Source organism: Embleya scabrispora, from assembly GCF_002024165.1.
In the GTDB taxonomy this organism is placed as follows: domain Bacteria; phylum Actinomycetota; class Actinomycetes; order Streptomycetales; family Streptomycetaceae; genus Embleya; species Embleya scabrispora_A.
Genome location: NZ_MWQN01000001.1, coordinates 3940203 through 3966278 on the forward strand (window position 1 = coordinate 3940203; position 26076 = coordinate 3966278).

Here is a 26076-nt window from a genome sequence, read left to right on the forward strand (position 1 = left end):
GGCCGTGGTTCGCGCAAGGGCCCTCGCCACCGAGTCACCTCGGCGGCGAGGGCCCTTCGCCGTGCGTCGCGAGCGTGCGCCGGCTAGCGCGCATCGGCCATGGCCCGGCCGCAGGCGTACGCGATCGGGCTGACCAGTTCGCGGGCCTCGGGGAGCCAGCGGTTGAGCTCGGTGGGCTCGCGCGCCCACGCGGCGCTGCCGGAGGTGCCCATGCGCGACGGCGGGGCCACCACCCAGTCGCCCTCGCCCTTGGGGATCAGGTCGATCGCACCGATGCCCCAGCCGATCCGGCGCAACATCTCGCCCATCTTGTCCCGCGCGCCCGGCAGTACGAGGAACTGCAGCCGCCGGGTGGGAGTGGCGATCACCGGGCCGAGCGGCAGGCCCATCCGCTCCAGCCGGGCCAGCGCCAGACAGCCGGCCTGCTCCGGGACGTCGATCACGTCGAACCCGCGCCCGGTGGGCAGCAGGATCGCCGCGTCGGGGTGCTCGCCCCACCAGCGCCGCACCAGCGCGGGCGAACTGGCCGCCTGTACCGCCCAGTCGCGCAGGATCGGATGCGCGCCGGGGGTGGCGCACCCGGGATGGCCGCAGTCGCACCGACGCCCCGCGCTGTGCTCGACCACCGAGGCGCCGGGGACCACGTCCCAGTGCCGGTCCTGGGCGTAGCGGACTGCGGTCTCTACAAGCGTGTCGCGGGCGATCTGCCGGGCCCCCAGGGTGTCTTCCACGTGCTGCACAACTGTGGGACCACAGGATGGTTACGGCCGGGTGAGGGCGCACTCGCGGCCACCCGTACGGCGCACCGGCACCGGCACCGGGTCGCACGTCGCGCGGGCGCGCGCCGGCCGACGGAAACCGGGTGATCAGGGGCGATGGGATCATCGCCGGCCATCCGGCGCAAGGGGGGCGCATGGGTGCAGATCGGGGGGCGCAGTGAAGGGTGCCCTATCCGCTGCTCTATACGGGTCACTACGCTCCGTACGCGGATGAACCATCGTCCGACTGCCGGGCGGCAACGGCGATTCCCCGTACCACGGGGACCCGGCGGACGGGCGACGTCCGCTCGACACGCACAACGGACTCATCAGGCATCGGGCGCGCACACGACGGGACCGGGCAAGCCCCCGTCGCGCCGATCCCGCATGTCGCGAACCCGCACCAACGGTCGGGGAGGGAACACCGATGGCCGCGCGAACGCAGGCGACGAGGCAGCCCAACGAGAGGTTGACGGCACTGATCCAGGAGGCCGGCTGCTCGAATGCGGGGCTGGCCCGACGGGTCAACATGTGCGGGGCCGAACACGGCATGGACCTGCGCTACGACAAGACCTCGGTGGCGCGCTGGCTGCGCGGTCAGCAGCCGCGCGGCGCGGTGCCGAACCTGATCGCCGAGGCGATCGGGCGCAAGCTCGGCCGGCCGGTGACCGTCGAGGAGATCGGCATGGCCGACGGTCGCAGCCTGGCGACCAACGTCGGCCTGCAGTTCGCCGCGACGCCCGCGGGCACCGTCGAGGTGGTCACCGAACTGTGGCGCAGCGACGTCAACCGGCGCGACTTCCTGCTCAACTCCTCGGTTGCGGTGGCGGCCCTGGTCGCGCCCAGCCGGGACTGGCTGATCACCGAGCCGGATCCGCAGGTGGCCCGGATCGGCGGGCCGCGCGTGGGCGTCTCGGACATCGAGGCGGTGTGCGCGACCACCGACATGTTGTCCGCGCTCGACCACCGCTTCGGCGCCGGGCACATCCGCCCGGTCGTGGTGCACTACCTCGGCAGTGTGGTGACGCAGCTGCTCAACGGGACCTATTCCGACGAGACGGGACGCGCCCTCTTCGCGGCCGTGGCCCGGCTCACCGAGCTGGCCGGCTACATGGCCGTGGACACCGGCCAGCCGGGACTCGCCCAGCGCTACTACATCCAGGCGCTGCGGCTGACCCAGGCCGCGGGGGACCGGGCCTACGGGGGCTATGTGCTGGCCGCCGGGATGAGCCATCTCGCGGGCAGCCTGGGCAATCCGCGCGAGATCACCCAGCTCGCCCGCGCCGCGCAGGAGGGCGCCAAGCACGAGGCCACGCCCACCACCCAGGCGATGTTCCACGCCGCCGAGGCACGCGGGCACGCGCTGCTCGGCGACGCGCGCGCGTGCGAGGGCTCGTTGGCCCGGGCCCAGTCCGCGATGGACCTGGCGGCGCCGGACGAGGACCCGGCGTGGATAAGCCACTTCTCGCAGGCGTACCTGTCGGACGAGTTCGCGCACTGCTACCGCGACCTGGACCGGCCCCGGCAGGCGGAGGCCGCGGCCCGGGAGGCGCTGGACGGGCACGCCGACACGCGGGTGCGCCGGCGGGCGGTCGACACGCTCCTGCTGGCCACCGCGCACCTGCAGCAGAACCGGCTGGACGAGGCGTGCGCGGTCGGCGCGGAGGCGCTGGACCTGGTGGGCCGGCTGCACTCGGCGCGCGGGCTCGAATACCTCAAGGACTTCCAGCGCCGGCTGGAGCCGCATCGGGACGAACTCGTGGTCCGGGAATTCGCCGAGGCGGTGCACGCGGTCCCGGTCTGATCGCCCGACACCGCCGCCCACCTGCGGCGGGTCGGCTCACCGGGGTTGCCGAACACCCGTGCCGGGGCCCCGGTCGCGGCACGCGCCGCTGTTCGTCACTCGAACGACTGAGTTACCGTCGGGCGGACCGGGGGAGCGGCCGCCGGACGATCCGGCCGGTCGCGCGACGCCCCGGTGCGACGGCTTCGAGGCGACGAACGGGTGGGTGGCATGGGATCCGGTGCAGCGGACGGCGGCACGGGCGGACACGGTCCGAACGGCGGGCAGCCGGGGCCGTCGCCTTTCGGCCCGCTCGAACTCCCGCGCGACGAGACCGAGGTGTTGCCGAGGTTCGACGACTACGCGGATCAGGGGCCGCCGGAGCAGTACGGGCAGGGGGCGTACCCGGGGCAGCAGCAGCCGTATCCCGGGCAGCAGCAGCCGTATGCGGGGCAGCAGTCGTTTCCGGGCCGGCAGGGCTACCCGGGGCAGCAGTCGTATCCGGAGCAGCAGTCGTATGCGGGGCAGCAGCAGCCTCCGGCGCCGCAACAGCACGATTCGAACGGGCTGTTTCGGCCCGGGCCGGGGCAGCCGCAGCCGCCGGGCGCGCCCGGGCAGGTGCCGCCGCGGCCGATGCATACGCCGCCGAGCGGGGCCGCGGTCGGCGCGCCCCTCGCGCCGCCCGGGACCGGGCCGCAGCCGGCCGGGCCGGCCGACCCCACCCAGGTGTTCGAGGTGAGCCTGTTCCGGGACGAGGTGGCCGGCCCGCCGGCCGCCGGCACGGGGCCGGTGGGCATTCCCGCGCCGCCGATACGCCCGGCCTACTCGGGGCAGCCCGCGCCGCCGTCCGGCGGGTATCCCGCCGCGCAGTCCGCCGGGTACGCCGCGCCGCAACCGGCCGCCCCGCAGTACGGGCCGCGTACCGTCCCGCCCGCCGACCACGGCGGCCCCGGCCCGGGTCCGGGCCGCAACCGGACGCCGCTGATCGCCGCCGGTGTCGGGGCGCTCGTGGTGGTCGCGGCGATCGGAGTGTTCGCCAGTGGGGCGTTCGGCGACGACGACAAGGGCGACAAGGCGGACAAGGGCGCCGCCGCGACGGCCGGTCCGAAGCCGGAGTCGTCCGGGAGCGCGGCGCCGTCGGCCTCGGCGCCGCCCGCCAAGGCGAACGAGAGCGCCGCGCAGGCGTCCGCCGTGGACCGCCTCCTCCAGTCGGGGGCCGGCTCCCGACAGGTCGTGTCGCAGGCCGTGCAGAAGATCCAGAAGTGCGACGACCCCGCCGCCGGCGCGCAGTCGCTCAACGAGGCGGCCCTACAGCGCGATGAGCAACTCGCGGGCCTGGACAAGCTGAACACCGACAAGCTGACCCGCGGCGCCGACCTGGTCGCCGGACTGCGCGAGGCGTGGACCGCCTCCGCCGAGTCCGACCGCGAACTCGCGGCCTGGGGAACCGAGATGGCCCACGGCGGCTGCAAGGACCACAAGGCGGAGTACACCGACCACAAGCGCGCCGCCGACCGCGCGGGCGGCCGGGCCACCGCCGCCAAGAACAAGGTGGTCGGCCTGTGGAACCCGATCGCGGCCGACAACAACCTCGGCAAGCGCGGCGCCGGCGACTTCTGAGCGCCCGCCACGCCGGGCCCGCCGCGCCTGCCACGCCGCCACGCCGCCACGCCGCGCCGGCGACCCGGACCGCGTGGGCCGCTCGCACCGGCGCAGGCCCCGCCGACCCGCCCATCGACCCACGCGCTAACTCCCGCGTGACCGTCCGGCAACAGGGACGTAACACACGTCGGCGAGTCTCACCCCATGGAGACAGGCACGGGGGCCGCGCCGCTGGTCGGGTTCACCATCGGCGTCACCGCGGCCCGGCGCCGCGACGAACTCGCCGCGCTGCTCCGGGACCTGGGCGCCAAGGTGGTGGACGCGCCCACCGTGCGGATCGTCTCGCCGGCCGACGATCCGATCCTGCGCCGGGCCACCGAGCGGGCCCTGGACCGCCGACTCGACTACGTGGTGGCCACCACCGGGGTGGGCTGGCGCGGCTGGTTCGGCGCCGCCGAGGGGTGGGGGCGCGGCGCCCGGCTGGCCGGCGCCTGTCGGGCCGCGGTGGTGCTCGGATGCGGGCCCAAGGCGACCACCGCGGTGCGCGCGAGCGGGCTGCGCGAGGTCTACTCGCCCGGCTCGGACTCGCGCGGCGAGGTATTGGCCTGGCTGCTCGAGCGCGACCTGCGCGGGCGGCGGATCGCCGTCCAGGAGCACGGCGCGCCGGCCCAGGGCTTCGCCGACCGGCTGCGCGAACGCGGCGCCGAGGTGGTGGAGATCCCGGTGTTCCGCTGGGGACCGCCCGACGATCCGGGCGCGGTGCGCAGGCTGGTCGAGCAGACCGTACGGCACGAGGTGCACGCGCTCGCCTTCACCAGCGCGCCCGCCATCGGCGCGTTCCTGGAGACCGCGGCGGCGGCCGGCCGGCACGCCGAGGTGCTGGCCGCGCTGCGCGCCGATGTACTGCCGGTGTGCATCGGCCCGGTGTGCGCGCGTCCGCTGGCCGACGTGGGCGTCGAGTCGGTGTGGCCCGAGCGCGGGCGGATCGGCTCGCTGGTGCGCACGATCGCCGAGGCGCTGCCCGCGCGGGCCCGCCGGGAGCTGGACACCGGCACCCGGCGACTGGTCGTCCAGGGCAACGCGGTCCTGGTCGACGGGCGGACCATCTGGCTGCCCCCGGTCCCGGGCGCCGTGTTGCGCGCCCTCGCCGAGAAACCGGGCTGGGTGCTCGGCCGGCCCGAACTGCTGCGCCGGGTGTGGGCGGACCCCGGGACCGACGAGCACGCCGTCGAGGCGGCGATCGCCCGACTGCGCGCCGCGCTCGGACCGTACGCGGACCTGGTCCTCACCGTCACCAAGCGCGGCTACCGCCTGGCCGTGGATCCCTGACCTCGGGTCGGGCACGTCCCGTCCCGACCGAGGCGCCCGTCATGGGCGAAAGCTGCCGGTCGGGGCGCCGGCAAAGCGGTATATTTCCTCCGCACACTACCCCCCGCCTGGTAGGAGCCGAGGACCAACCCGCACCATGGCTGGGTGACAGGGGGTGAACACGAACCTTGATACGCATACGGAAGCGCACACGACTGTCCGCGGTCGTGCTTCTCGCCACCACCGTGGCGGGAGCCGCGGCGTGTACCGGATCACCGGACGCCGGCAAGGTCGCCGACACGGTCGCCACCGCGGGACCGAGCGCGGCGCGGATCGGCACGCCCGCGCCGAGGACCGTCGCGGCGGACGGCGCACCCGCGACCGTGCCGCCGGCCGGCACACCCGCCACGGTGCCGCCGGTCGTGCCGCCCGCCGCCGCCGGCGACACCCCCGAGTCGGGGGCATACGGAAGCGAGCTGCTGACCCACCTGCGGACCACCGTGCACGGGGGCCACGTCACCAAGGTCCGGGTGGTCAGCTCGTACAAGGTCTACAAGGTCACGCTGGAAACCGACCTGGTCCGGGGCAACGGCTCGGACACGCAGGCCGAGGAACTGGTCCGGGACCGGGCGGGCAAGCTGCTGACCGAGACCGCGCAGTGGGCCGAGGACCATCCGGCCTTGTGGGTGGGCGGGATCGAGATCCTGGACTCGGACCGCGACGCGATCGACTTCCGGCTCGGCGCCGAGCGGGACGACCGCAAGCCGGCCGCGGACGACTACGGGGCCGCGATGCTGGCGGCGCTGCACACCACCGCGGAGGGCGCGCACCTCCAGCAGGTGCGGCTCACGCTGGACCACAAGGGCAAGTACGAGGTCGCGATCGACACCGACCTGTCCTCGCACCTGCCGGGGGACTATTCGACGGAGGCCGCGCAGGTCTTCAACAGCGCGGCCCGGATCCTGCTCGCCGCGCAGAACTGGATGCGCGACCACCCGGGCTTCGCGGTGGCCGCGCTGCGGGTGTTCGACGACGAGCGCGGGCTGATCACCATCAAGGTGGTGGACTGACCGCGCCGGACCGCGGGGACCGGATCGATCCCGCCGGCCGGGCCGTCGCCCCGCCGGCGGGATCGATCCGGTCTGCGGCATGATCGGTGGCGATTCGAGGTGATCCGGGCGATCCCGACCGGATCCGATCGGGATCGGATCCGGAACGCGACCGGATCGGATCGGTGAAACCGAAGCGGGGACAGGGGAGGAGGCGCCACGATGGCAGGTATGCGCCAGAGCACCGTTCCGTGGTGGCGTTGGCGGGCCCAGGTCCGCTCCGCGCTGCACATGTTCGGCGACCCGACGTTCCAGCGCGAGTCCTGGCTGGCCGGCCGCCCGGAGTACGGCTCGATCACCGACGCCGTCTATCGCCTGGTGGGCGACTCCTGGCTGGATCGCTGGTCCGCGACCACCTACATCGGCGCTCTGGTCACCGACGCCGAGGAGGCCGCCCTGGTGGACGCCGCCGTGCGGGAGATCCTGGGCGTGCTGCACGACGTCGGCGAGGACGCCCCCGCGCCCGCCTACCTGACCCATCCGCGCTGGCCGGACGTGGTCGCCGCCTCGCGCGCCGCGCACGTGGCGCTGGCGCGCGCGGACGAGGACGACCCCGACGCGCCGCCGGACTCGCTCGCCGTGTTGCGTATCCGTACCGGTGGGCGCTGAGCCCGCACCGGACGTGGGATCCTGTACGACCGGCCGCCGCGCCACGTCGACACCGCGCACCTCGGCGGTCGGTGGGTGGACCCGGGCAGACATCGGAAAGAAGGGCGCGTCCATGACCGAGCAGACCCAGCAGCCTCTCGACGGCACCGACGCCGGCGACGCGTCGACGGGCGCCGGCCAGTACGTGCTCACGCTGTCCTGTCCGGACAAGCGCGGCATCGTGCACGCGGTGGCCAGCTTCCTGATGATGACCGGCTGCAACATCGTGGACAGCCAGCAGTTCGGCGACCGCGACACCGGGCTGTTCTTCATGCGCGTGCACTTCACCGCCGAACCGGGCGTCGAGTTGGACGCGCTGCGGGCGGGCTTCACGGCGGTCGGCGCGTCCTTCCACATGGACTGGCAGATCCACGACGGGGACGCGCGGATGCGCGTGTTCGTGATGGTCAGCAAGTTCGGGCACTGCCTCAACGACCTGCTGTTCCGGAGCAGTATCGGCGCGCTGCCGATCGAGATCGTCGGCGTGGTGTCCAACCACCGCGACTTCGAGGAGTTGTCCCGCTCGTACGGGGTGCCCTTCCACCACATCCCGGTCACCCGCGAGACCAAGCCCGAGGCGGAGGCGCGGCTGCTCGCGCTGGTGCACGAGCACGACGTGGAACTGGTGGTGCTGGCGCGCTACATGCAGGTCCTGTCCAACGACCTGTGCAAGCAGCTCGAGGGCCGCGCGATCAACATCCACCACTCGTTCCTGCCGAGCTTCAAGGGCGCGAAGCCGTATCACCAGGCGCACGCGCGCGGGGTGAAGCTGATCGGCGCGACCGCGCACTACGTCACCGGCGACCTGGACGAGGGCCCGATCATCGAGCAGGAGGTCGAGCGGGTGGACCACGCGGTCACCCCGGCGGGGCTGGTCGCGGTCGGTCGGGACGTGGAGTGTCAGGCGCTGGCGCGCGCGGTCAAGTGGCACTCGGAGCGGCGCGTGTTGCTCAACGGGACCCGCACGGTCGTCTTCACCTGACCCCGCCCGCCCCGGGGCGGTTCACCTGACGCTGAGGACGAACGCCGCCGAGCCGACCAGGGCCGCGGCGGCGCCGGCGATCCACCCGGCCCGGGCGGGTCGGGGGAACTCGGTGCGCTCCAAGGGTCCGTCGCCGTCGAAGTCGCGGACCACCGGAGGCACCCGCTGCCGATGCCGATCGCGCCCGAACACGACACAGGCGACGGCGGTGATCCACGCGGCTACCCCGACGACGAACATGCATCGGGAATGTACGCCCGCCCGGGGCGGGTGTCACAGCGGCGCGCGGTGTGTCCCGGGGGCGTGCGCGGGGCTCGCCGCCCACGCCGGAAAACCCTTTGCGGGGTGCGGCGTTGCCGTGGCTTGATGGAGGCCGAGCCAACGACGGGGCCTCCGTGTGTCCTGTCCCGTAGGGAGAGGAGCGAGCCGGTGCGGTTCCGTGACTTCGGCCGACGCCCCGCCAGGGGCGCCTCGGCCCGCCGCGTGTAACCCCTGCTTCGTTCCCGCTCCGCGGGTCCCGCAGTCGCCAACCCTGCGGTCCCCGCCACCGGCTGCCCCGTGGCGCACCCGGGCCCACTACCCGGCGTGCGCCGGGGCGGCCACCCGAGACTTCGAGCCGCCGTGCTCACGTTCGACCACCATCCACTCAGGAGAGTGACCCACCCATGTCGTACACCGAGGTCCCCGGCACCCGGGTACCGATTCGCATGTGGACCGACCCGGCCGCGGTCGAGAGCCAGGCCATGGAGCAGCTCCGCAACATCACCACCCTGCCGTGGCTGCACGGCCTCGCCGTGATGCCCGACGTGCACTACGGCCGCGGCGCCACGGTCGGCTCGGTCATCGCCATGCGCGACGCCGTCTGCCCGGCAGCGGTCGGCGTGGACATCGGCTGCGGGATGAGCGCGGTGAAGACCTCGCTCACCGCCGCCGACCTGCCCGACGACCTGTCCCGGGTGCGGTCCGAGATCGAGCGGGCCATTCCGGTCGGGATGGGGATGCACGGCGAGGAGGTTGACCCGAGCAGGCTGTACGGCCTCGGGTCGGCCGGCTGGGCCGACTTCTGGGGGCGCTTCGACGACGTCGCGGACGCGGTGAAGTTCCGTCGGGACCGGGCCGCGAAGCAGATGGGCTCGCTTGGCGGAGGAAACCACTTTGTAGAGCTTTGTGTCGATACATCCGATTCTGTATGGCTCATGCTGCACTCGGGCTCGCGCAACATCGGCAAGGAACTGGCCGACCACCACATGTCGGTGGCCAGGTCGCTGCCGCACAACCAGGGCATCGTCGACCGCGACCTCGCGGTGTTCGTGAGCGACACCCCGGAGATGGCGGCGTACCGCTCCGACCTGTACTGGGCGCAGGAGTACGCGGCGCGGAACCGGGCGATCATGATGGCCCTGTACCAGGAGGTGATCCGGCGCGAGTTCCGCAAGGCGCGGGTGACCTTCGAGGAGACGATCAGCTGCCACCACAACTACGTCTCGGAGGAGACGTACGACGGGGTGGACCTGCTGGTGACCCGTAAGGGCGCGATCCGCGCGGGGGCCGGCGACCTCGGCATCATCCCGGGGTCGATGGGCACGCGCTCCTACATCGTCCGCGGTCTGGGCAACGAGGCCGCGTTCAACTCCGCGTCGCACGGCGCCGGTCGCCGGATGAGCCGCAACGCGGCCAAGAAGCGGTTCACCGTCGCCGACCTCGCCGCGCAGACCGAGGGCGTCGAGTGCCGCAAGGACTCCGGCGTCGTGGACGAGATCCCGGGCGCGTACAAGAAGATCGAGCATGTCATGCGGCAGCAGCAGGATCTGGTCGAGGTGGTCGCGGAACTGCGTCAGGTGGTCTGCGTCAAGGGCTGAGACCCGGGTCCGCCGCCGTGAGGTGAGAGACGGAGCGCGAGACGGCCGAAGGCCCGCCCGGGATCGGGCGGGCCTTCGGCGTGCGGCGGATGGGCTCAGGTGGTGCGGGTGGTGCGGGCGAAGAGGTGGGTGGCTCTGGTGAGGGTGGCCAGGGCGGCGGTGGTGAACAAGGTGCGGGCTATGTTCCAGGCTATCCAGGTGTTTTCGACGTCTTCGCGGAGCTTGGCCGGGTCGGCGATCTTCGCGGGGTCGCCGGCGTCGTCGATCTTGTTGTTGAGCGGGATGTTGCCGCCCATGGTGATCAGCATGCCGACGAAGGCCAGGGCGACGCCGGCGATGATCCAGCGGGCGGCCTCGGGGGTGCCGAGCTTTCGGGTCCGCACGATGGAGACGACGCCCAGGACCGGGGCGCCGAAGAAGCAGGAGAAGAAGACCGGGTTCTCGATGCTCCTGTTGACCTGCTGGAGGAAGTCGATGAAGGTGCGGTCGTCGACGTGGGCCAGGCCCGGCATGATCGCGACCGCGAAGCAGAAGTAGACGCCGGCGACGAGGCCGGTGGTGACCAGGGTCGCGCCCAGCACGATGGCGGCGGTGCGGGTCGATGGTGTGGACGAGTGCGTGGATGGCCGAGTCATGCCGGGGTCCCCGTTTTCGGATGGGCGGTGTCGAGAGGTCAGCGGGTGAGGGACAGGATCAGACAGACCGCGGCGGCGATGCCGCCCAGTGCGCGCAGGTGGTTCGCCCGGGTCCACTCGGTCGAGAACGTGGCCCAAAGGCGCTCCTCCGCCCGCGAGTTCGGCTCGACCCGGTCCAGCGCGTCGTTGCGCGGCACGTGGTAGCCGGCGGTCAGCCCGAGCGGGCCGATCAGGTAGCACAGCGCGCCGGCGATCAGGTAGCCGGAGTACGCCCCGTCCCAGGAGACGAGCGCGGTCACGCCCAGACCCGCGCAGAGCAGGGAGGTGCCCAGCAGGCCGATCATCAGGGGCGGCTTCGGGGCCTCGACGTTGAGCGCACGCATGGCCGCGGCCCCCTGGTTCGCCGGGAGCCGGCCCAGACCGGCCATCACGAAGGAGGAGAAGCCGTAGAAGACTCCGCCCATCGTGGCGCAGCCGACGGCCGTGACCAGGGTCAGGACGAACAGGGGGCCGCTCATGGTCACACCTTCCAGACACCGCGGGCGGCGGCGTCGCGCACGTAGTCGGAGAAGTCGCGGGGGTCGCGGCCGAGCGCGCGGCGCACCCCGTCGGCGACGTGCGCGTTGCGTCCGTCGAGGACCTCGCCGAACAGGAAGGCGAGGAGGTCGACGACCTCGGCGGGAACCCCGTGCTCGGTCAGCGCCGCGCAGTACGCCTCCAGGGGCACCTGGACATAGCCGATCTCGCGGCCGGACGCGCGGGCGATCTCGGCCACCGCGTCGGCGAAGGTCAGCAGTCGCGGCCCGGTCACCTCGTACACCTGCCCGGTGTGCCCGTCCTCGGTGAGCGCGGCGACCGCGACGTCGGCGATGTCCTCCACGTCGATGAACGGCTCGCCCACCGCTCCCACGGGCAGCGCCAACTCGCCCTCCAGGAGCGGGCCGAGGAACTCGCCCTCGTCGAAGTTCTGGGCGAAGAAGGAGGCCCGCACGACGGTCCAGTGGGCGCCGGAGGCACGCACCCGGGCCTCGGCGTCCTGCGCCTCGGGCTCGCCCCGGCCGGACAGCAGGACCAGGTGCCGCACGCCGCTTTCGGCCGCGAGGTCGGCGAACGCGCCGACCGTGTCCGCGCCGCCGGGGGTGGCGATGTCCGGCTGGTAGGAGATGTACACCTTCTCGACGTCGCGCAGCGCCGGGGCCCACGTGGTGCGGTCGGTCCAGTCGAAGGGGATCGGCGCGGAGCGCGAACCGAGGCGGACCGTGCGGCCCCGCTCGATCAGTTTGGCGGCGATCCGGCGGCCGGTCTTGCCGGTTCCGCCCACCACCAGCGTGGTGGTGTAGTCGGTGCCGGCGGTGTTCGCGAGGTGCTGCTCGTTCGTCGTCATGGCTCTATTCAAGGGCCTTGCGGTGAGAGTGAACATCGCTGAAGCGCCCAATAACATGTTTGATCGTCTCGATCTTCGCTAGGATTCGGGCATGGATGCTCTCGCGAGCCTGCTCAACGGACCCCGGGCGCAGGGCGCCTTCCTGCTGCGTTCGATGCTCACCGCGCCGTGGTCCATGCGCATCCACGACGAGGCGCCGCTGACCGTCGTGGCGGTGGTGCGCGGCCACGCGTGGATCGCGCTGGACCGCGGCGAGTCGCAGCGACTGACCGCCGGCGACGTGGCGATCGTGCGCGGGCCCGACCACTACCGGGTCTCCGACGAGCCGGACACACAGCCGCAGATCATCATCCATCCCGGCCAGCGCTGCACCACCCCCGAGGGGCGGGACCTGGCCAAGGAGATGGCGCTCGGCGTGCGTACATGGGGCAACAACGCCGACGCCGAGACGATCATGCTGACCGGGACCTACCAACTGGCCGGCGAGGTCAGCCGTTCGCTCCTGGAGGCGCTGCCCGCCCTGGCGGTGATCCGGGCGGACGACGTGGACTGCCCGGTGATCCCGCTCCTGGCCACCGAGATCGTCAAGGACGAGGCGGGCCAGGAGGCGGTCCTGGACCGGCTCCTCGACCTGCTGCTGATCGCGATGTTGCGCTCGTGGTTCGCCCGTTCCGGGACGGACGCGCCGGGCTGGTACCGCGGCTACCGCGACCCGGTGATCGGCCACGTGTTGTGCCTGATCTACAACAACCCCGAACAGCCTTGGACGGTCGCGTCGTTGGCCGCGTCGGCCGGAGTCTCCCGGGCCGCGCTGGCGCGGCGGTTCAGCGAACTGATCGGCGAGCCGCCGATGGCCTTCCTCACCGCCTGGCGGCTCTCGCTGGCCGCGGACCTGCTGTGTCAACCGGAGGCCACGGTCGGGGCGGTCGCGGAAAAGGTGGGCTACGGCGACGCGTTCGCGCTCAGCACCGCGTTCAAGCGGGTTCGGGGGATGAGCCCGCGCGAACACCGCACCCGGGCCCTGCGCCGCGAGGGGGTGGGCATCGACGGATCGCGCCACCAGCGGGCCGAGGAGGGGCGGGCCACCCCCGCCGATCCGGCGTCGCCGCCCCGGTGAAGCGCGGCCGGAACAGCGCGCCGCCGCCCGACGCGGCCTCGGCGGACCGATACCGGGTCTGCGGCCCAGGCCCGACGGCGACCCGCGGCCCGTGCCTCCGATCGGGTGATCGGCTGATCAGGCTGGGCGGGTACGAACTCCGCTGTACAGGCACTCGTATCGCACATCGAACGAACCGAACGGCACGCGCGTGACGACTCGCATCACGGTCGCCGAGACCGAACGACTGGTCCTGACCCGGCCCCACCCCGACGACGCGGCGGCGGTTTTCGCCGTGCACGGTGATCCCGAGACCAACCGCTACAACCCGACGGGGCCGATGCCGTCGGCCGAGGCGGGCGTCGAGTTCCTCCGGACGATGATCGAGGACTGGGAGCGGGACGGGATCGGCTATTGCGCGGTCGCGCCACGCGAGCGCCCGGGCGAGGTGTTCGGCTTCGCCGGGACCCGGTTGACCCGGCGGCTGCGTCCCGACGGGGTCCCGGTGTTCAACCTCTACTACCGCTTCTCGCCGGTCGCGTGGGGTCGGGGCCTGGCCCGGGAGGCGGTCGACGTCACCGTGGCGCTGGCCCGGCGTACGCTGCCGACGATGCCGATCTTCGCGCTGATCGACGCGGACAACGTGCCGTCGCCGGCCCTGGCCCGCCGGGTCGGTTTCCGCCCGAGCGACGCGTTCGTCGACGTGGAGGGCCGGGACGTGTACCTGCTGCCTCGTCAGGACTCGGTCGCGGAGACGGTCGACGCCTGACCGGCGGCCCGCTCGGCGAACACCGTGCGGGCGACGGCGATGCCGTTGAGCGCGGCGGGGAAGCCGGCGTAGCCGACCATCTGGGTGATCGTCTCGACCACCTCCTCCTCGGTGCCCCCGACGTTGAGCAGACCGTGGATGTGCACCGCGAGTTGCGGCGCGACCGTGCCGAGCGCGGTGCACATCGCGACCGTGGCGAGTTCGCGGGTGCGCAGGTCCAGGCCGGTGCGCGAGTAGACGTCGCCGAAGGCGAACTCGATGACGTAGCGGCCCAGATCGGGGGCGATGTCCTCGAGCGAGGCGATCACCTGCTCGCCGGCGTGCCCGTCGATCTCGGTGAGCGCGGTCAACCCGCGCCGGTAGCGGTCGGCGGTGGCCTCGGCGGCGTCCGGCCCCTCGGTGGCGACCTCGGCCTCCTCGGACACGGTGTCCGGGTACGCCTCGAACACCTCGCGTGCCACGCCCAGTCCGTTGAGGGCTGCCGGGAAGCCGGCGTAGAGGCAGACGTGGATCAGCGTCTCCACGATCTCGCGCCGCGTGCAGCCGACGTTGAGCGCGCCGGCCAGGTGGAAGCGCAACTGCGGCGCCGCGTTGCCGAGCGCGGCAAGCCCGGCGACGGTGGCCAACTGCCGCTCGCGCAGCGTCAGTCCGGGCCGTGTGTAGACGTCCCCGTAGCCGAACTCGACGACGAACCGGGTCAGGTCCGGCGCGATCTCGGCGAAGCCGTCGAGCACCGTCGACTGCTCGGGGCCGGCGACCTGCCGAAGGACGGCCAGGCCGCGCTCGTAGCGGTCGTTCGGGCCGGCGAGGGTGGCGGTGGTGTTTCCCGTGCTGTTCATGATCGGGAGCCTACGAGTTGGAGTGAACTCAAAGTCAAGGCGCGCACATGTGTCCGGTTCAGGTGTCCGTGCCGACAATGCTCCGTGTCCGCGAGATGCCGTTTCGGCGGCAAACCATGATCCGGGTCACATGCGCCCGGACCTGTCGGTTGGCGCGGATATCTTGCTCCGATGTCTGATCAGAGGGGGAACCGGGACGCAGGCGACGGCCGCGACCGGATGGATGGACAGGCGGGGGCCGGGTCGGGTGGGGCCGACCCGAACGACCCGTTCGCCGGGTACGTGTTCGACGAGGACTTCGTCCGGGGCGCCACCACGACCGAGGGGTCCGCGCGGGCGCGCATGCTCGCCCGGAAGTGGGCGAACGAGCCGCCGCAGCACACCCCGTGGCGGGCCGACGGGCCGAGCCGCCCGCCGCGTCGGCGCCGGTGGAGGACCGTCCTGTTGACCGTCGCGGTGCTCGCGCTCGTGGCCTTCGCCGCCGCGCCGGACCGGGTGTTCGGCTGGTTCGGCACGTCGAACACGGGCGCGTCCGATGATCCGATGGTGCAGCCGGCGGTCAGCGGGGTGGCCACCTCGGTGCCCTCGGCGGGGGGTCGCCGGGGTGTCGATCCGGACCGGCCCACCCGGAAGAATCCGTTCGCGGGCTCGCCGGCCGTGAACTACGCGGACAACGAGGCGGGCCTGACGCTGCCCGAGGTCAAGAAGGTGCCCGGGTACAGCGCGGCCGAGGTCACCGAGGCGCTGGACCTGACCCGGCGGCTGCTGATCGCCGGCAACCTGGACCGCGACGTGCTCGCGGGCGGGCGTCCGGCCGGCTATCTCGCGCTCCTGGATCCGGCCGTCGGTGAGGTCGCACGGATCGAGGAGGCGCTGCGGGCGAACCGCTGGGAACCGGACAACCCGGTCTCGTGGGTGACCAGGTTCGATCCCAGGGAGATCGAGCAGGTCGGCGGGGTGGTCAAGGTCAACGGCATCACGAGCTACGACGTCGACGGCGAGGGCACCCTGACGGTGCACGCCGACTACTCGTTCGTCTACCCGGTGGCCAAGGTCGGCAGCGGGGCCGACGCGACGGTGACCCGCTCGGTGGTGCGCCGGGTGCTGGAGACGAAGGTGTATCGCGGCCCCCGCTATCAGGCGACGCCGCGCGGCCGGATCGCGCCGGCGAGCGTCGGGTTCGACGCCGCGAACAGCTCGTGCACGCGCCTGGACGGCTTCGTGCGGCCGGAGTTCCCGGACGACGACTCGGCGGGGCCCTCGGGTACGTCGAAGACGGTCGACCCGTACGACCGCAGCAAGCCCATCGAGGACGGGGTGCCGGGGGAGTGTGGTCGGGTGAGCCGGGTCTGACGGTGTCGGGGGTCGGGTGTCGGCGGGGCGGTCTAGAACAGGCCCTCCTGGATCGAGCCGTCCGGTGCGCGGCCGGTGTCCAGGGGTTTGAGGGTGAGGCCGGAGGGGGCGCCGCGGGCCGGGGTGAGGTGCCATCCGGTGAGCAGGCGCAGGTCCACGAACAGCGGGCCGGTGTCCGTGGTGATCAGTGCGTCGTGGCCCGCGACGCAGGTCAACTCGCCGTAGAGCAGCGCGTTTTCGGTGAGGCCGGTGACCTGGTCCCGGGTCGGCGGCGGGGCGTCGGTCAGGCCGTAGAAGCGGCTCAGGTCCTGCACGTCGCACGGGGCGGGGGTCATCGTGTCCGGGAGCAGAGGGGACAACCGGGCGTGGGCGGCGGTCAGTTCGGCCGGGGAGTCCAGCTCGCGCGGGCGCCACCAGGCGGTGGTCTTGGCGCGGTGGGGGATACGTTCGCGGACGGTGCCCGTGGCGGAGCACCGGCGTTCGGTGCCGCGAACCGGGATCAGCGGGCCGTGGCCGAGCCAGGTGAACATCGGCGCACCCTGGTCGGCGAGGCGTGCCGCGCGGCGTTCGGTGGCGGTGAGGCCGACCTTGACCAGGCCGGGGCCGAACCAGGCGAGGTAGAGCGAGAACGGGCGCGGGTCGTCCATCGCCTGGTCGCGCGCGAGTTTGCGGCCGGGGTCGGCGAGCGCGCACGCCTCGCACTGCGAGCGGGGGCGGTCGCGGGCAGCGGGGCGAGGGTGGGGCAGGGGGTGCGGCCGGACTTGCGGCGGATGCCGACGCAGGTGCGGGGGCCGGTCAGGCGCCAGCCGGCGGGGGTGCCGAGGGGCAGCGGTTGATGGGACTGTTCGTCGCCGGGGCCGGTCAGGGCGAGGTGGGCGCGGCCGTCGTGCCAGTGGATGCCGGTGGCGAGTAGGCCGGTTCGCTGGTGGGGGACGGTCATCGCCACACGATACGCGAAGGCGCAGGGGGCGGGTCCTCATGCGCCGGATGGGCTGGGTGGGGTCGGGGCGCGGTGTGGTTGCGTGGTGCGTTGGTGGCTCCGGGCCGGCCTGCGGCCCGCCTGTCCTCATGCGCCGGATGGGCTGGGTGGGTTCGGGGCGCGGTGTGGTTGCGTGGTGCATTGGTGGCTCCGGGCCGGCCTGCGGCCCGCTTGTCCTCAAGCGCCGGACGGGCTGGGGTTGGTTGGGTTGGGTGCTTTGGTGGTGGCCTGCCCGGTGCCCGGTGCCCGGTGGCTCCGGGCCGGCCTGCGGCCCGCTGTCCTCATGCGCCGGACGGGCTGGGAGGGTTCGGGGCGCGGTGTGGTTGCGTGGTGCGTTGGTGGCTCCGGGGCGGCCTGCGGCCTGCTTGTCCTCAAGCGCCGGACGGGCTGGGGTTGGTTGGGTTGGGTGCTTTGGTGGTGGCTCGACCGGTGGCCGGTGGCTCCGGGCCGGCCTGCGGGCCGCTGTCCTCATGCGCCGGACGGGCTGGCTTTGGTTGGGTTGGGTGCCTGGGTGCCTTGGTGGTGGTTTGGCCGGTGCCCGGTGGTTTCGGGGCCGGCCTGCGGGCTGCTTGTTCTCGGGCGCTGGATGGGCTGGTGGGGTTAGGGGGTTGTTGTTTGGGCTGTGGATTTGGCCCAGCGGTAGTCCGGTTTGCCGGCTGGGGTGCGGGGGATTTCTGGGACTACCACCAGGTTGCGGGGGGTTTTGTAGCCGGCCAGGTGGGTTTGGGTGTGATTGGTGAGTTCTGTCAGGGTTAGGGTGTGCGCCGGGCGTAGGGAGACCACCGCGGTGACTCGTTCGCCGAATCTCGGGTCGGGGAGGCCGACCACCACCGCGTCGTAGATTGCCGGGTGGGCCTTGAGGACGCCCTCGACCTCTTCGGGGAAGACCTTTTCGCCGCCGGTGTTGATGCATACCGAGCCGCGGCCGAGCAGGGTTACGTCGCCGTCGTCCTCGACGCGGGCGTAGTCGCCGGGGATCACCCAGCGCACGCCGTCCGGGTCGACGTGGAAGGTGTCGGCGGTCTTGACCGGGTCCTTGTAGTAGCCGAGCGGGATGTGGCCGGTGCGGGCGATGCGTCCGGTCTCGCCCACCCCCACCGGGCGCAGGTCCTCACCCAGGATCGCGGTCTTCGGCTTCATCGGGAATCGGCCGCCGGGGGTCTGCGAACCGCCCGCGCCGAACTCCGAGGCGCCGAAGCTGTCGGCGATGTACAAGCCGGGGATCAGCCGGGTGAGTTGGGCCTTGACCGTGGGGGAGAGCAGGGCGCCGCCGGAGCCGATCACCTTGAGCGTGTCGACGGCGTACGCGCCGCTCTCCAACTCGTCCGCGATCGGGCGGGCCATCGCGTCGCCGACCAGCATCATCGTCACGCACCCCTCGCGGGCGACGGTGCGCAGGATCTCGGCCGGGTCGTAGCGCGGACCGGTCCACAGGACCGCGGTGCCCGCCCCGAACAAGGTGATCCAGGTGATCCACTGGCCGTTGCCGTGCATCAGCGGCGTGGTCAGCATCTGCACCAGCGGCGCGCCCCCGGCCTTCTCGGCGAGCAGTTCGGGGTCGGCGATCGGCTCGCCGCCGAAGTTCCCGCCGCCCATCGCCGCGCAGAAGATGTCGTGCGCACGCCATTCGACGCCCTTGGGGAAGCCGGTCGTGCCGCCGGTGTAGACCATGTAGCGGTCGTCGGGGGAGCGCGGCCCGAAGTCGCGGTCGGCGCTCTCGGCCGCGAGCGCCGCCTCGTAGTCGATCGTGGCGTCGAGCCGGTCGTCGTTCTCGTCGGCCAGCACGAACACCGGCCCGAGCGCGGGTGCGTCGGCCCGCACCGCGGCGACCTTGGGCAGATAGCCGCGCTCGACGACCAGGGCCGCCAGGTCGGCGTTGTCCACGATGTAGCGCAGTTCCTCTTCCACGTAGCGGAAGTTGATGTTGATCGGCACCATCCGCGCCTTGAACGCGCCGATCATCGCCTCCATCCACTCGGCCCGGTTGCGCGAGTAGATGCCGATGTGCGCGCCCACCGGCAGACCCGCCGAGGCGAAGGCGTGTGCGGCCCGGTTGGCCCGCTCGTCCAGTTCGCGATAGGTCAGCCGTACCTCGCCCGCGACCAGCGCGAGCCGGTCCGGACACGCGTCGACCACCACCTCGAAGAGGTCGGCCAGGTTGAACACCCGCTGGGTCATTGTCAGTTCCCTTCCGCGACGATGCCGCGCAGGCCGTCCGCACCGAAGACCGGCTCCAGGAAGGTCCGGAAGTCGGGGCCGCGGCGCAGGTGGTGGCCGCCGTCCACGTTGATGTTCTGGCCGGTGATCCAGGTCGACTCGGGGCCCACCAGGAACGCCGCGAGCGCGGCGATGTCCTCGACCCGGCCGACCCGCTCCAGCGGGGTGCAGGCGAGGTAGTCGTCCAGCACCGGGCCGCCGGCGGTGACCGCGCCGACCATGTCGGTGGCCACCAGGCCGGGCAGGATGCCGTTCACCCGCACGCCGCTCGCGCCGAGTTCGTCGGCCGCGAGCCGGACCAGGTGGTCGATGCCGGCCTTGCTCACCCCGTACGCGCCGAACCAGCGGTGCGTGACGGCGGAGGCGATCGAGGAGATGGCCACGAACGAGCCGCCGCCGGCCGCCGCCATCAGCCGGGCCGTGTGCTTGAGCACGAGCATCGTGCCGGTCAGGTTCAACTCGACCGTCTCACGCCACTTGGCGGTGTCGATCCGGGTCAGCGGACCCATCGTCGAGTTGCCCCCGGCGGAGGCCAACACCGCGCGCAGCGGGCCCAGTTCGGCCGCCGCCGCCACCGCCGCCTCGACCTGCGCCTCGTCGGTCACATCGGTCACCGCGTACCCGACGCGCGCGCCGGCCGCGGCCACCTTCTCCAGTTCGGCCACCGCGCCGCGCAGTCGGTCCTCGCTGCGGCCGGCGATCAGCACGTGCGCCCCGTCGGCGGCGAACCGCTGCGCACAGCCGAGCCCGATCCCGCTGCCACCGCCCGTCACCAGCGCCACCGAACCCCGCAGCGGCGGCTCGGCACGTGTCACCGCGCCCTCCGCGCCCACCGCACTCTCCGCGCTCATCGGCCGGCTCCTTCCACGTCGGTGGGGGTGTACGCCGCGCCCGCCGCGGGCCACAGCGGTGCGGGCACCTCGAAGCCGACCGGCTCGCCCCACGTGTTGCGATAGGCCACCTCGTGCGCCGGGGTGCGCGGTGCGATGCCCCACGTGCCCGTCGGGTAGCCGAACGACACGCAGCACGCCATGTGCCAGCCCTCGCCGCCCGGCACGCCCAGTACCTCCGCCACGGCGTCGCGGTGCGCGATCCCGAGCACCGCCGTCAGCGCGCCGCCCACCCCTTCGGCGCGCGCCGCCAGCATCGCGCTCCACACCGCCGGGAAGATCGAGCCGCCGGTGGGGTCGTGCCGGGCGAAGCCGAACAGGAACAGCGGAACCTGCTCGAAGTTGTCCGCGAGCCACTGCGAGGAGCGGCGCATCCGGACGAACGACCGGCTTTCCGCGCTGTCCGGATCCGCCTCGGCGGCGGCCACGCGCGGCGCGTACACGGTCGTCCACAGCGCGTCCATCGCCTCCCGGTACAGCGGTCCGAGCCGGCCCTTGACGCCCGGGTCGTCCACCAGGAGGAAGCGCCAGGCCTGGGCGTTGCCGCCGCTGGGCGCGCGCACGGCCGCGTCCAGGATCCGGGCCTGGACCGTTGTCGGGATCGTGTCCGGGGCCACCCGGCGCATCGCGCGAGTGCTGTACAGCGCCTCGTGTAGTTCCATGAAATCCCTTACCTGTACTGGGTGGTGATGCGGCGTCAGACGACCGCGCCGGCGTTCCGGAAGCGCTCGACCTCGGTCGGGGACAGGCCCCACGCGGCGAGCGCGGCATCGGTGTCGCCACCGGCGGCGGCCGGGCCCGGGTGCACCGGGCGGGCGGGCACGGCGGCGGCGGTGCGGGAGAACCTCGGCGCGGGAGCCGGTTCGGGCAGACCGTCGGCGTGCAGGAACGTGCCGCGGGCCACGTGGTGCGGGTGGGCCGGCGCCTCGCCGGGCGAGAGCACGGGCGCGAAGCAGGTCTCGGTCCCCTCCAGGAGCGCGCACCACGCGTCCCGGGTCCGGGTCGCGAACACCTCGGCGAGCCGGGCCTTCATCGCGGGCCAGTGCGCCGGATCGTGTTGCCGGGAGAGGTCGGCGAACACGGGGTCCTCGGCCAATCCGAGCCGGTGGATCAACTCGGCCCAGAACCTCGGCTCGATCGCGCCGACCGCGATGTAGGCCCCGTCCTCGGTCGCGTACACGTCGTAGAACGGCGCGCCGCCGTCGAGCATGTTGGTGCCGCGCGGACCGAGCATGCCGGCGGCGCCCATGGTGAACCAGGTCGCGCCGAGCGTCGCGGCGCCGTCGATCATCGCCGCGTCCACCACCTGCCCCCGCCCCGAACGGCCGGCCTCGACCAGCGCGGCGACCAGGCCGAACGCGAGCAGCATTCCGCCGCCGCCGAAGTCGCCGACCAGATTGAGCGGAATGCTCGGCGGTTGCCCGGCCCGGCCGATCGGCTCCAGCATCCCGGCCAGCGCGATGTAGTCGATGTCGTGCCCGGCGGCGGACGCGAGCGGGCCGGTCTGTCCCCAGCCGGTGAGCCGGCCGTACACCAGCCGCGGATTGGCCGCGGCGACCACGTCCGGGCCCAGGCCCAGGCGCTCCATCACGCCCGGCCGGAACGGCTCGATCAGCGCGTCGGCGTCCGCGCACAACCGCAGCGCCAAGGCGACGCCGTCCGGGTGCTTGAGGTCGAGCGCGATCGAGTGTTTGCCCCGGTTCATCGGGTTGCGCGGCGGCTTGGCGTAGCCCTTGCGGGCCTCGGCGGCGCGGTCGATCCGCAACACGTCGGCGCCGAGATCGGCGAGCAACATGCCGCAGAACGGGCCCGGCCCGAGGCCGACGAACTCCACGACGCGGATTCCCGCGAGCGGTCCTGCGGTGGCGGTCACGGCGGCTCCGGCGTCGATCGCATGCGGAAGCGGGTCCGAAACGGGCCCGGAAATTACTGGAACACGTTCTCAGTGGATCTGACGAGACGTCAGACTAGACTTCCGTCTCATCCGTGGGCAAGATCGCCGCGGAACGAGTCGGCACCCGATCCGACCGCCCGCGAACATCCCGCCCGACCCGCGTGCACGACTCCCACAGGACAGGCTCACCGGTGGCCGAACCCCGTACCGAATCGACGATCACCCTCACCAGATCGCTCACCCGCGACCAGCAGGCGCGGCGCGAGCGACTGGTGCGCGCCGCGTGCGATCTCGCCCTGGAAGGGGGCTACGCCGCGGTGACGATGCATGACGTCGCCGACCGCGCGGGGGTGGCGCGGGCCACCGTGTACCGCTACTTCACCTCGAAGAACCACCTGCTCAGCGAGGTTTCGGCGCTGTGGATCGGCGAGTTGTCCGACGAACTCGCCCGTCGACCGCTGCCCGCGGACCCGGCCGGGCGACTGGCCGCGCTGCTGTGTCGGATCGTCGAGGTCAGCGCGGAGAACCGCCTGCTGACCGAGGCGGTGGTGCAGGCCGCGACCGCGCCGGACCCGTCCGCCGGACAGTCCCAGGAGAACTTCCACCAGAGCATCCACCGGATCACCGGCCTGGCCTTCGGCGAGCCCGGCGAGGACGCGGACGGCGCCGTGGCGGCCCGACGGCACGACATCGAGACGGTGCTCGGCCACGTCCTGCTCTCCGGTCTGGTCAGCCTCACCGCCCGCGGTCGCGCACTCGACGAGGTCCAGGACCTGATGCGCACCGCCGTCCGCCTGTTCGTACCGCTCGACACGTGATCACCCCGGAGGCCTGCCGTGACGACTCCCGCGATCCGCGACATCCATCTGCTCGACCGGGACTGGTACGCCGGTGACCCCTACGCCGACTACGCGTGGCTGCGCGAGCACGCGCCGGTGTACTACAGCGAACGCGCCGGCGTCTGGGGACTGTCCCGGCACGCCGACCTGTCCTGGGCCGAGCGCAACCCGGAACTGTTCTCCTCGGCCAAGGGCTCGCGCCCGCTCGGCTACCCGCAGCCGTCGATGATCGACTCCGACGACCCGCTGCACTACCGCCGCCGCAAGCTGGTCTCGAAGGGCTTCACGCCCCGGCAGATCGCCGCGATGGAGGACCACGTCCGGGACATCGTGACCTCGCTGATCGACGCGATGCTCGCCGGCGGGCGCAGCGCGGAGTTGGTCCGCGCCTTCTCCGCGCCGCTGCCGATGACGCTGATCGGCGAACTGCTCGGCGTCGGCGCCGAACACCGCGACCAACTCCAGCACTGGGCCGACGTGATGGTGATGCTCTCCGACGGCGGCGAACTCAGCCACAAGGCCGGCGAGGCGTTCACCGAATACGTCGCCTACACGACCCAGGTGATCGAGGACCGGCGCAAGACCCCCTCCGACGACCTGATCGGGATCCTGGTCGACGCCGAGATCGACGGCGGGAAGTTGTCCTTCGAGGAACTGATCGGCGAGTCCCTGCTGCTGCTCGTCGGCGGCAACGAGACCACCCGCAACGTGATATCCGGCGGCATCGCCGCACTGCTCGCCCACCCCGGGCAACTGTCCCGATTGCGCGAGGACCCGGCGCTGATCCCCACCGCCGTGGAGGAGTCGCTGCGCTGGGTGTCGCCGGTGGTCAACATGGCCCGGCACACGACACGTGAGGTGGAGCTGCACGGGACGGTGATCCCGGCCGACTCGACGGTGATGATGCTCTACGGGGCGGCCAACCGGGACGCCGAGGTGTTCGCCGACCCGGAGCGCTTCGACGCCTTCCGCTCGCCCAACCCGCACATCGCCTTCGGAAGCGGACCGCACTTCTGCCTCGGATCCTCGCTGGCCAGGCTGGAGATCCGGGTGGCCTTCGAGGAACTGCTGCGGCGCCTGCCGGACCTGCGGTTGGCGCCCGGCGCCACGCTCGCGCACGGGCCGTCGTCGTTCATCCGGGGGCTGGTCGAGCTGCACGTGGAGTACTGAGCCGACGGCGGCCCGCCTCCCCGGCCCGGCCGTCGTCGCGCCTTTTGCCCCCGCTCCGGCCCGGGGTCGGTCCGGGTCCCGGTGCGAGGGAAGCACCTCGGATCCGGGCCGGACCGCTCGTGATTCGCCCGCGCAAAGTGGACACCCGCGTATTCTCGGGCCAACTGCCGGACGACGAGGGGGGCGCCGTGAAACGGCTCGAACCCGCGGATCCGCGGCGGATCGGCGGATATCGAGTGCTTCGCGTGCTGGGGGCGGGCGGAATGGGCCGGGTCTACCTCGGCCGCAACCCGGGCGGCCGGGTGGTCGCGATCAAGGTGGTGCGCTCCGAGTGGGCCGACGACCCGGGATTTCGCGAGCGCTTCCGGCGCGAGGTGGACGCCGCGCGACGGGTCGGCGGCGCGTGGACCGCGCCGGTCCTGGACGCGGACACCGAGGCGGACACGCCCTGGGTGGTCACCGGCTACGTGGCCGGACCCAGCGTGTACGAGGCGGTGTCGGGCCGCGGGCCGCTGCCCGAGGAGACCTTACGCACGCTGGGCGCGGGCCTGGCCGAGGCGCTGACCGCGATCCACGCGGCGGGCCTGGTGCACCGCGACATCAAACCGTCGAACGTGCTGCTGTCCCTGGACGGGCCGCGCGTGATCGACTTCGGCATCTCGCGCGCGATGGACGCCTCGGTGCTCACCCGGACCGGGCACACCGTCGGCTCGCCGGGCTTCATGTCGCCGGAGCAGGTCGACGGGCGCGACATCGGGCCGGCCAGCGACGTGTTCTCGCTCGGCTCGGTCCTGGTGTTCGCGGCGACCGGTGCCGGGCCGTTCGGCGAAGGCAGCGGTCAGGCGCTGATGTACCGGATCGTGGCCCAGGAGCCGCGCCTGGACGACCTGCCGGGGTGGTTGCGCGAGGTGGTCGCGGCGTGCCTGACCAAGCACGCCGGATCCCGGCCGGCCCCGGCCGAGGTGCTGGCGGCGTTGGCGCCGGCGGGAACCGGTGAACTGGTCGCGGGGAACTGGCTGCCGGCGGACCTGACCACCGCGCTGTCCCGCCGCGCGGTCGAACTCCTGGAACTGGACGAGGACGGGCCGCAGGACGCGGGCGGATTCGTGGCGACCGGCAGCGGGTCGCCCACGTGGGACGACCGGCCGGCGGGGGCGCCGGCGGAGCCGACCGAGGGGACGGACGGCCCGGCGGAGCCGACCGGTGCGGCGTACCCTCCGCCGGGGCTCCCGCCGCCGTCCCCGTCCCCGGTGCCGGCAGCGCCGGCAGCACAGCCCGCGATCCCACGGTCTCCGAATGCGTCCGCGCTCCCCGGGGCGCCCGAGACGTACGTGCCCGACCGTACGCCGTCGCCGAAGCACTCGCGCCGGAGCGCCCCGTGGGTGTACGCGCTCGTCGTCGTGCTGCTGCTCGCCGGCGGCACCACGGCGGCGCTGCTGTGGCACGGGGGTGGCGACAAGGACACGCCGGCGGCCGCACGCGAGTCCGGTTCGGGGCCGTCGTCCGCGTCGGAGTCGTCGCCGAGCCCGTCCTCCTCGGGGCAGGCGTCCCCGAACCCCTCGTCCCCCGGCAGGGTGTCGCCCGGCTCCACGACGGACACCGTCCCGGTGTCCTACTACGGCACCTGGACCGGCAGCACGACCTCGGACTACGGCAGTGTCACGCAGATCGTCGTCACGCTGACCGGCGGCAAGGTGGGGGACAGGAAGGTCGGCGTCACCAAGTTGACCGGCACACCGGTGGGCGGCCCCCCGGCCGACTGCGACGCCGACCTGGAACTGCTGTCGGTGTCCGCGGACAAGGGCGTCGAACTGACCAGCCATCTGACCCGCAACCAGGGCTGTGTGGACGGTCGCGTCTTCGTCAAACAGCTGACGCCGACCACCTTGTCCTACGAGTCACCCGGTGACAGCCCGTGGACCTCGTCCTCCAAGGGACAACTGACGAAGAAGGGCTGACCCC

General features: G+C 72.9%; 24 protein-coding genes. 13 read left to right on the top strand and 11 right to left on the bottom strand.

Annotated features, from left to right (window positions below; genetic code table 11):
- Nucleotides 1-83: 83 nt before the first annotated feature.
- The gene (locus B4N89_RS17445; protein ID WP_078976747.1) at nt 84-740 is read right to left on the bottom strand and encodes a bifunctional DNA primase/polymerase; all 657 of its coding nucleotides are present in this window, start codon (nt 738-740) and stop codon (nt 84-86) included.
- 445 nt (nt 741-1185) lie between these two features.
- Here B4N89_RS17445 and B4N89_RS17450 point away from each other — a divergent pair, with 445 nt between their 5' ends.
- The 6 genes from B4N89_RS17450 to purU all read left to right on the top strand — a co-directional run bounded on the left by B4N89_RS17450 (nt 1186) and on the right by purU (nt 8190).
- Nucleotides 1186-2562: a transcriptional regulator gene (locus B4N89_RS17450; protein WP_078976748.1), complete on the top strand. Its 1377-nt coding sequence runs from the start codon at nt 1186-1188 to the stop codon at nt 2560-2562.
- A 210-nt stretch (nt 2563-2772) separates the two neighbouring features.
- Nucleotides 2773-4161, top strand: a complete 1389-nt coding sequence (locus tag B4N89_RS17455) for a hypothetical protein (RefSeq protein ID WP_078976749.1) — start codon at nt 2773-2775, stop codon at nt 4159-4161.
- Nucleotides 4162-4347: 186 nt separating this feature from the next.
- On the top strand, nt 4348-5472 hold the full coding sequence (locus B4N89_RS17460; RefSeq protein WP_078976750.1) for a uroporphyrinogen-III synthase: 1125 nt from the start codon (nt 4348-4350) through the stop codon (nt 5470-5472).
- 206 nt (nt 5473-5678) lie between these two features.
- On the top strand, nt 5679-6521 hold the full coding sequence (locus tag B4N89_RS17465) for a hypothetical protein (protein ID WP_078976751.1): 843 nt from the start codon (nt 5679-5681) through the stop codon (nt 6519-6521).
- Nucleotides 6522-6722: 201 nt separating this feature from the next.
- Nucleotides 6723-7169, top strand: a complete 447-nt coding sequence (locus B4N89_RS17470) for an SCO4402 family protein (RefSeq protein WP_078976752.1) — start codon at nt 6723-6725, stop codon at nt 7167-7169.
- A gap of 112 nt (nt 7170-7281) precedes the next feature.
- The gene (gene purU / locus B4N89_RS17475) at nt 7282-8190 is read left to right on the top strand and encodes a formyltetrahydrofolate deformylase (RefSeq protein ID WP_078976753.1); all 909 of its coding nucleotides are present in this window, start codon (nt 7282-7284) and stop codon (nt 8188-8190) included.
- A 21-nt stretch (nt 8191-8211) separates the two neighbouring features.
- Here the strand turns inward: purU and B4N89_RS17480 are convergent, their stop codons facing one another.
- Nucleotides 8212-8430 (bottom strand): hypothetical protein, encoded by a 219-nt coding sequence (locus B4N89_RS17480; protein ID WP_078976754.1) that lies wholly within the window; start codon nt 8428-8430, stop codon nt 8212-8214.
- A gap of 425 nt (nt 8431-8855) precedes the next feature.
- Between B4N89_RS17480 and B4N89_RS17485 the strand changes: the two genes are divergently transcribed.
- On the top strand, nt 8856-10049 hold the full coding sequence (locus tag B4N89_RS17485; protein ID WP_078976755.1) for an RtcB family protein: 1194 nt from the start codon (nt 8856-8858) through the stop codon (nt 10047-10049).
- A 95-nt stretch (nt 10050-10144) separates the two neighbouring features.
- Here the strand turns inward: B4N89_RS17485 and B4N89_RS17490 are convergent, their stop codons facing one another.
- Genes B4N89_RS17490 through B4N89_RS17500 form a run of 3 tightly spaced genes read right to left on the bottom strand, consistent with a single transcriptional unit; the run spans nt 10145 to nt 12068 of the window.
- The gene (locus tag B4N89_RS17490; protein WP_078976756.1) at nt 10145-10684 is read right to left on the bottom strand and encodes a DUF1772 domain-containing protein; all 540 of its coding nucleotides are present in this window, start codon (nt 10682-10684) and stop codon (nt 10145-10147) included.
- A 38-nt stretch (nt 10685-10722) separates the two neighbouring features.
- Entirely contained in the window at nt 10723-11202 is a 480-nt protein-coding gene (locus B4N89_RS17495) for a DUF1772 domain-containing protein (protein ID WP_235618667.1), read from the bottom strand.
- A gap of 2 nt (nt 11203-11204) precedes the next feature.
- Complete coding sequence (locus tag B4N89_RS17500) at nt 11205-12068, bottom strand: NAD(P)H-binding protein (protein ID WP_078976758.1); 864 nt, start codon at nt 12066-12068, stop codon at nt 11205-11207.
- Between the two features lie 91 nt (nt 12069-12159).
- Here B4N89_RS17500 and B4N89_RS17505 point away from each other — a divergent pair, with 91 nt between their 5' ends.
- Together B4N89_RS17505 and B4N89_RS17510 are read left to right on the top strand one after the other, a co-directional pair.
- Nucleotides 12160-13185 carry an AraC family transcriptional regulator gene (locus B4N89_RS17505; RefSeq protein ID WP_078976759.1) on the top strand — a complete coding sequence of 342 codons (1026 nt, stop codon included), beginning with the start codon at nt 12160-12162 and terminating at the stop codon, nt 13183-13185.
- Nucleotides 13186-13375: 190 nt separating this feature from the next.
- Nucleotides 13376-13933, top strand: a complete 558-nt coding sequence (locus B4N89_RS17510) for a GNAT family N-acetyltransferase (protein WP_161500745.1) — start codon at nt 13376-13378, stop codon at nt 13931-13933.
- Here B4N89_RS17510 and B4N89_RS17515 read toward each other — a convergent pair.
- Nucleotides 13900-14772, bottom strand: coding sequence for a carboxymuconolactone decarboxylase family protein (locus B4N89_RS17515; RefSeq protein ID WP_078976761.1), 873 nt, complete (start codon nt 14770-14772; stop codon nt 13900-13902). The genes B4N89_RS17510 and B4N89_RS17515 overlap by 34 nt on opposite strands.
- 171 nt (nt 14773-14943) lie before the next feature.
- Between B4N89_RS17515 and B4N89_RS17520 the strand changes: the two genes are divergently transcribed.
- A complete protein-coding gene (locus tag B4N89_RS17520; protein WP_143657997.1) occupies nt 14944-16125 on the top strand; it encodes a hypothetical protein in 1182 nt (393 codons plus the stop codon).
- Between the two features lie 32 nt (nt 16126-16157).
- Here B4N89_RS17520 and B4N89_RS17525 read toward each other — a convergent pair whose 3' ends face one another.
- From B4N89_RS17525 to B4N89_RS17545, 5 genes are all read right to left on the bottom strand, one after another.
- Complete coding sequence (locus B4N89_RS17525; protein WP_078976763.1) at nt 16158-16772, bottom strand: DUF2797 domain-containing protein; 615 nt, start codon at nt 16770-16772, stop codon at nt 16158-16160.
- A 932-nt stretch (nt 16773-17704) separates the two neighbouring features.
- The gene (locus tag B4N89_RS17530) at nt 17705-19282 is read right to left on the bottom strand and encodes an acyl-CoA synthetase (RefSeq protein ID WP_078976764.1); all 1578 of its coding nucleotides are present in this window, start codon (nt 19280-19282) and stop codon (nt 17705-17707) included.
- Nucleotides 19283-19284: 2 nt separating this feature from the next.
- Entirely contained in the window at nt 19285-20172 is an 888-nt protein-coding gene (locus B4N89_RS17535; RefSeq protein WP_235618668.1) for an SDR family oxidoreductase, read from the bottom strand.
- A complete protein-coding gene (locus B4N89_RS17540; protein ID WP_078976765.1) occupies nt 20169-20873 on the bottom strand; it encodes a nitroreductase family protein in 705 nt (234 codons plus the stop codon). The genes B4N89_RS17535 and B4N89_RS17540 overlap by 4 nt, the downstream gene beginning before the upstream one ends.
- A gap of 35 nt (nt 20874-20908) precedes the next feature.
- On the bottom strand, nt 20909-22084 hold the full coding sequence (locus B4N89_RS17545; RefSeq protein WP_078976766.1) for a CaiB/BaiF CoA transferase family protein: 1176 nt from the start codon (nt 22082-22084) through the stop codon (nt 20909-20911).
- Between the two features lie 212 nt (nt 22085-22296).
- Between B4N89_RS17545 and B4N89_RS17550 the strand changes: the two genes are divergently transcribed.
- The 3 genes from B4N89_RS17550 (at nt 22297) to B4N89_RS17560 (ending at nt 26072) form a co-directional block, all read left to right on the top strand.
- Nucleotides 22297-22923: a TetR/AcrR family transcriptional regulator gene (locus tag B4N89_RS17550; RefSeq protein WP_078976767.1), complete on the top strand. Its 627-nt coding sequence runs from the start codon at nt 22297-22299 to the stop codon at nt 22921-22923.
- Nucleotides 22924-22941: 18 nt separating this feature from the next.
- Complete coding sequence (locus tag B4N89_RS17555) at nt 22942-24114, top strand: cytochrome P450 (protein WP_078976768.1); 1173 nt, start codon at nt 22942-22944, stop codon at nt 24112-24114.
- A 188-nt stretch (nt 24115-24302) separates the two neighbouring features.
- Entirely contained in the window at nt 24303-26072 is a 1770-nt protein-coding gene (locus B4N89_RS17560; RefSeq protein ID WP_078979427.1) for a serine/threonine protein kinase, read from the top strand.
- The last annotated feature ends 4 nt before the right edge of the window (nt 26073-26076 follow it).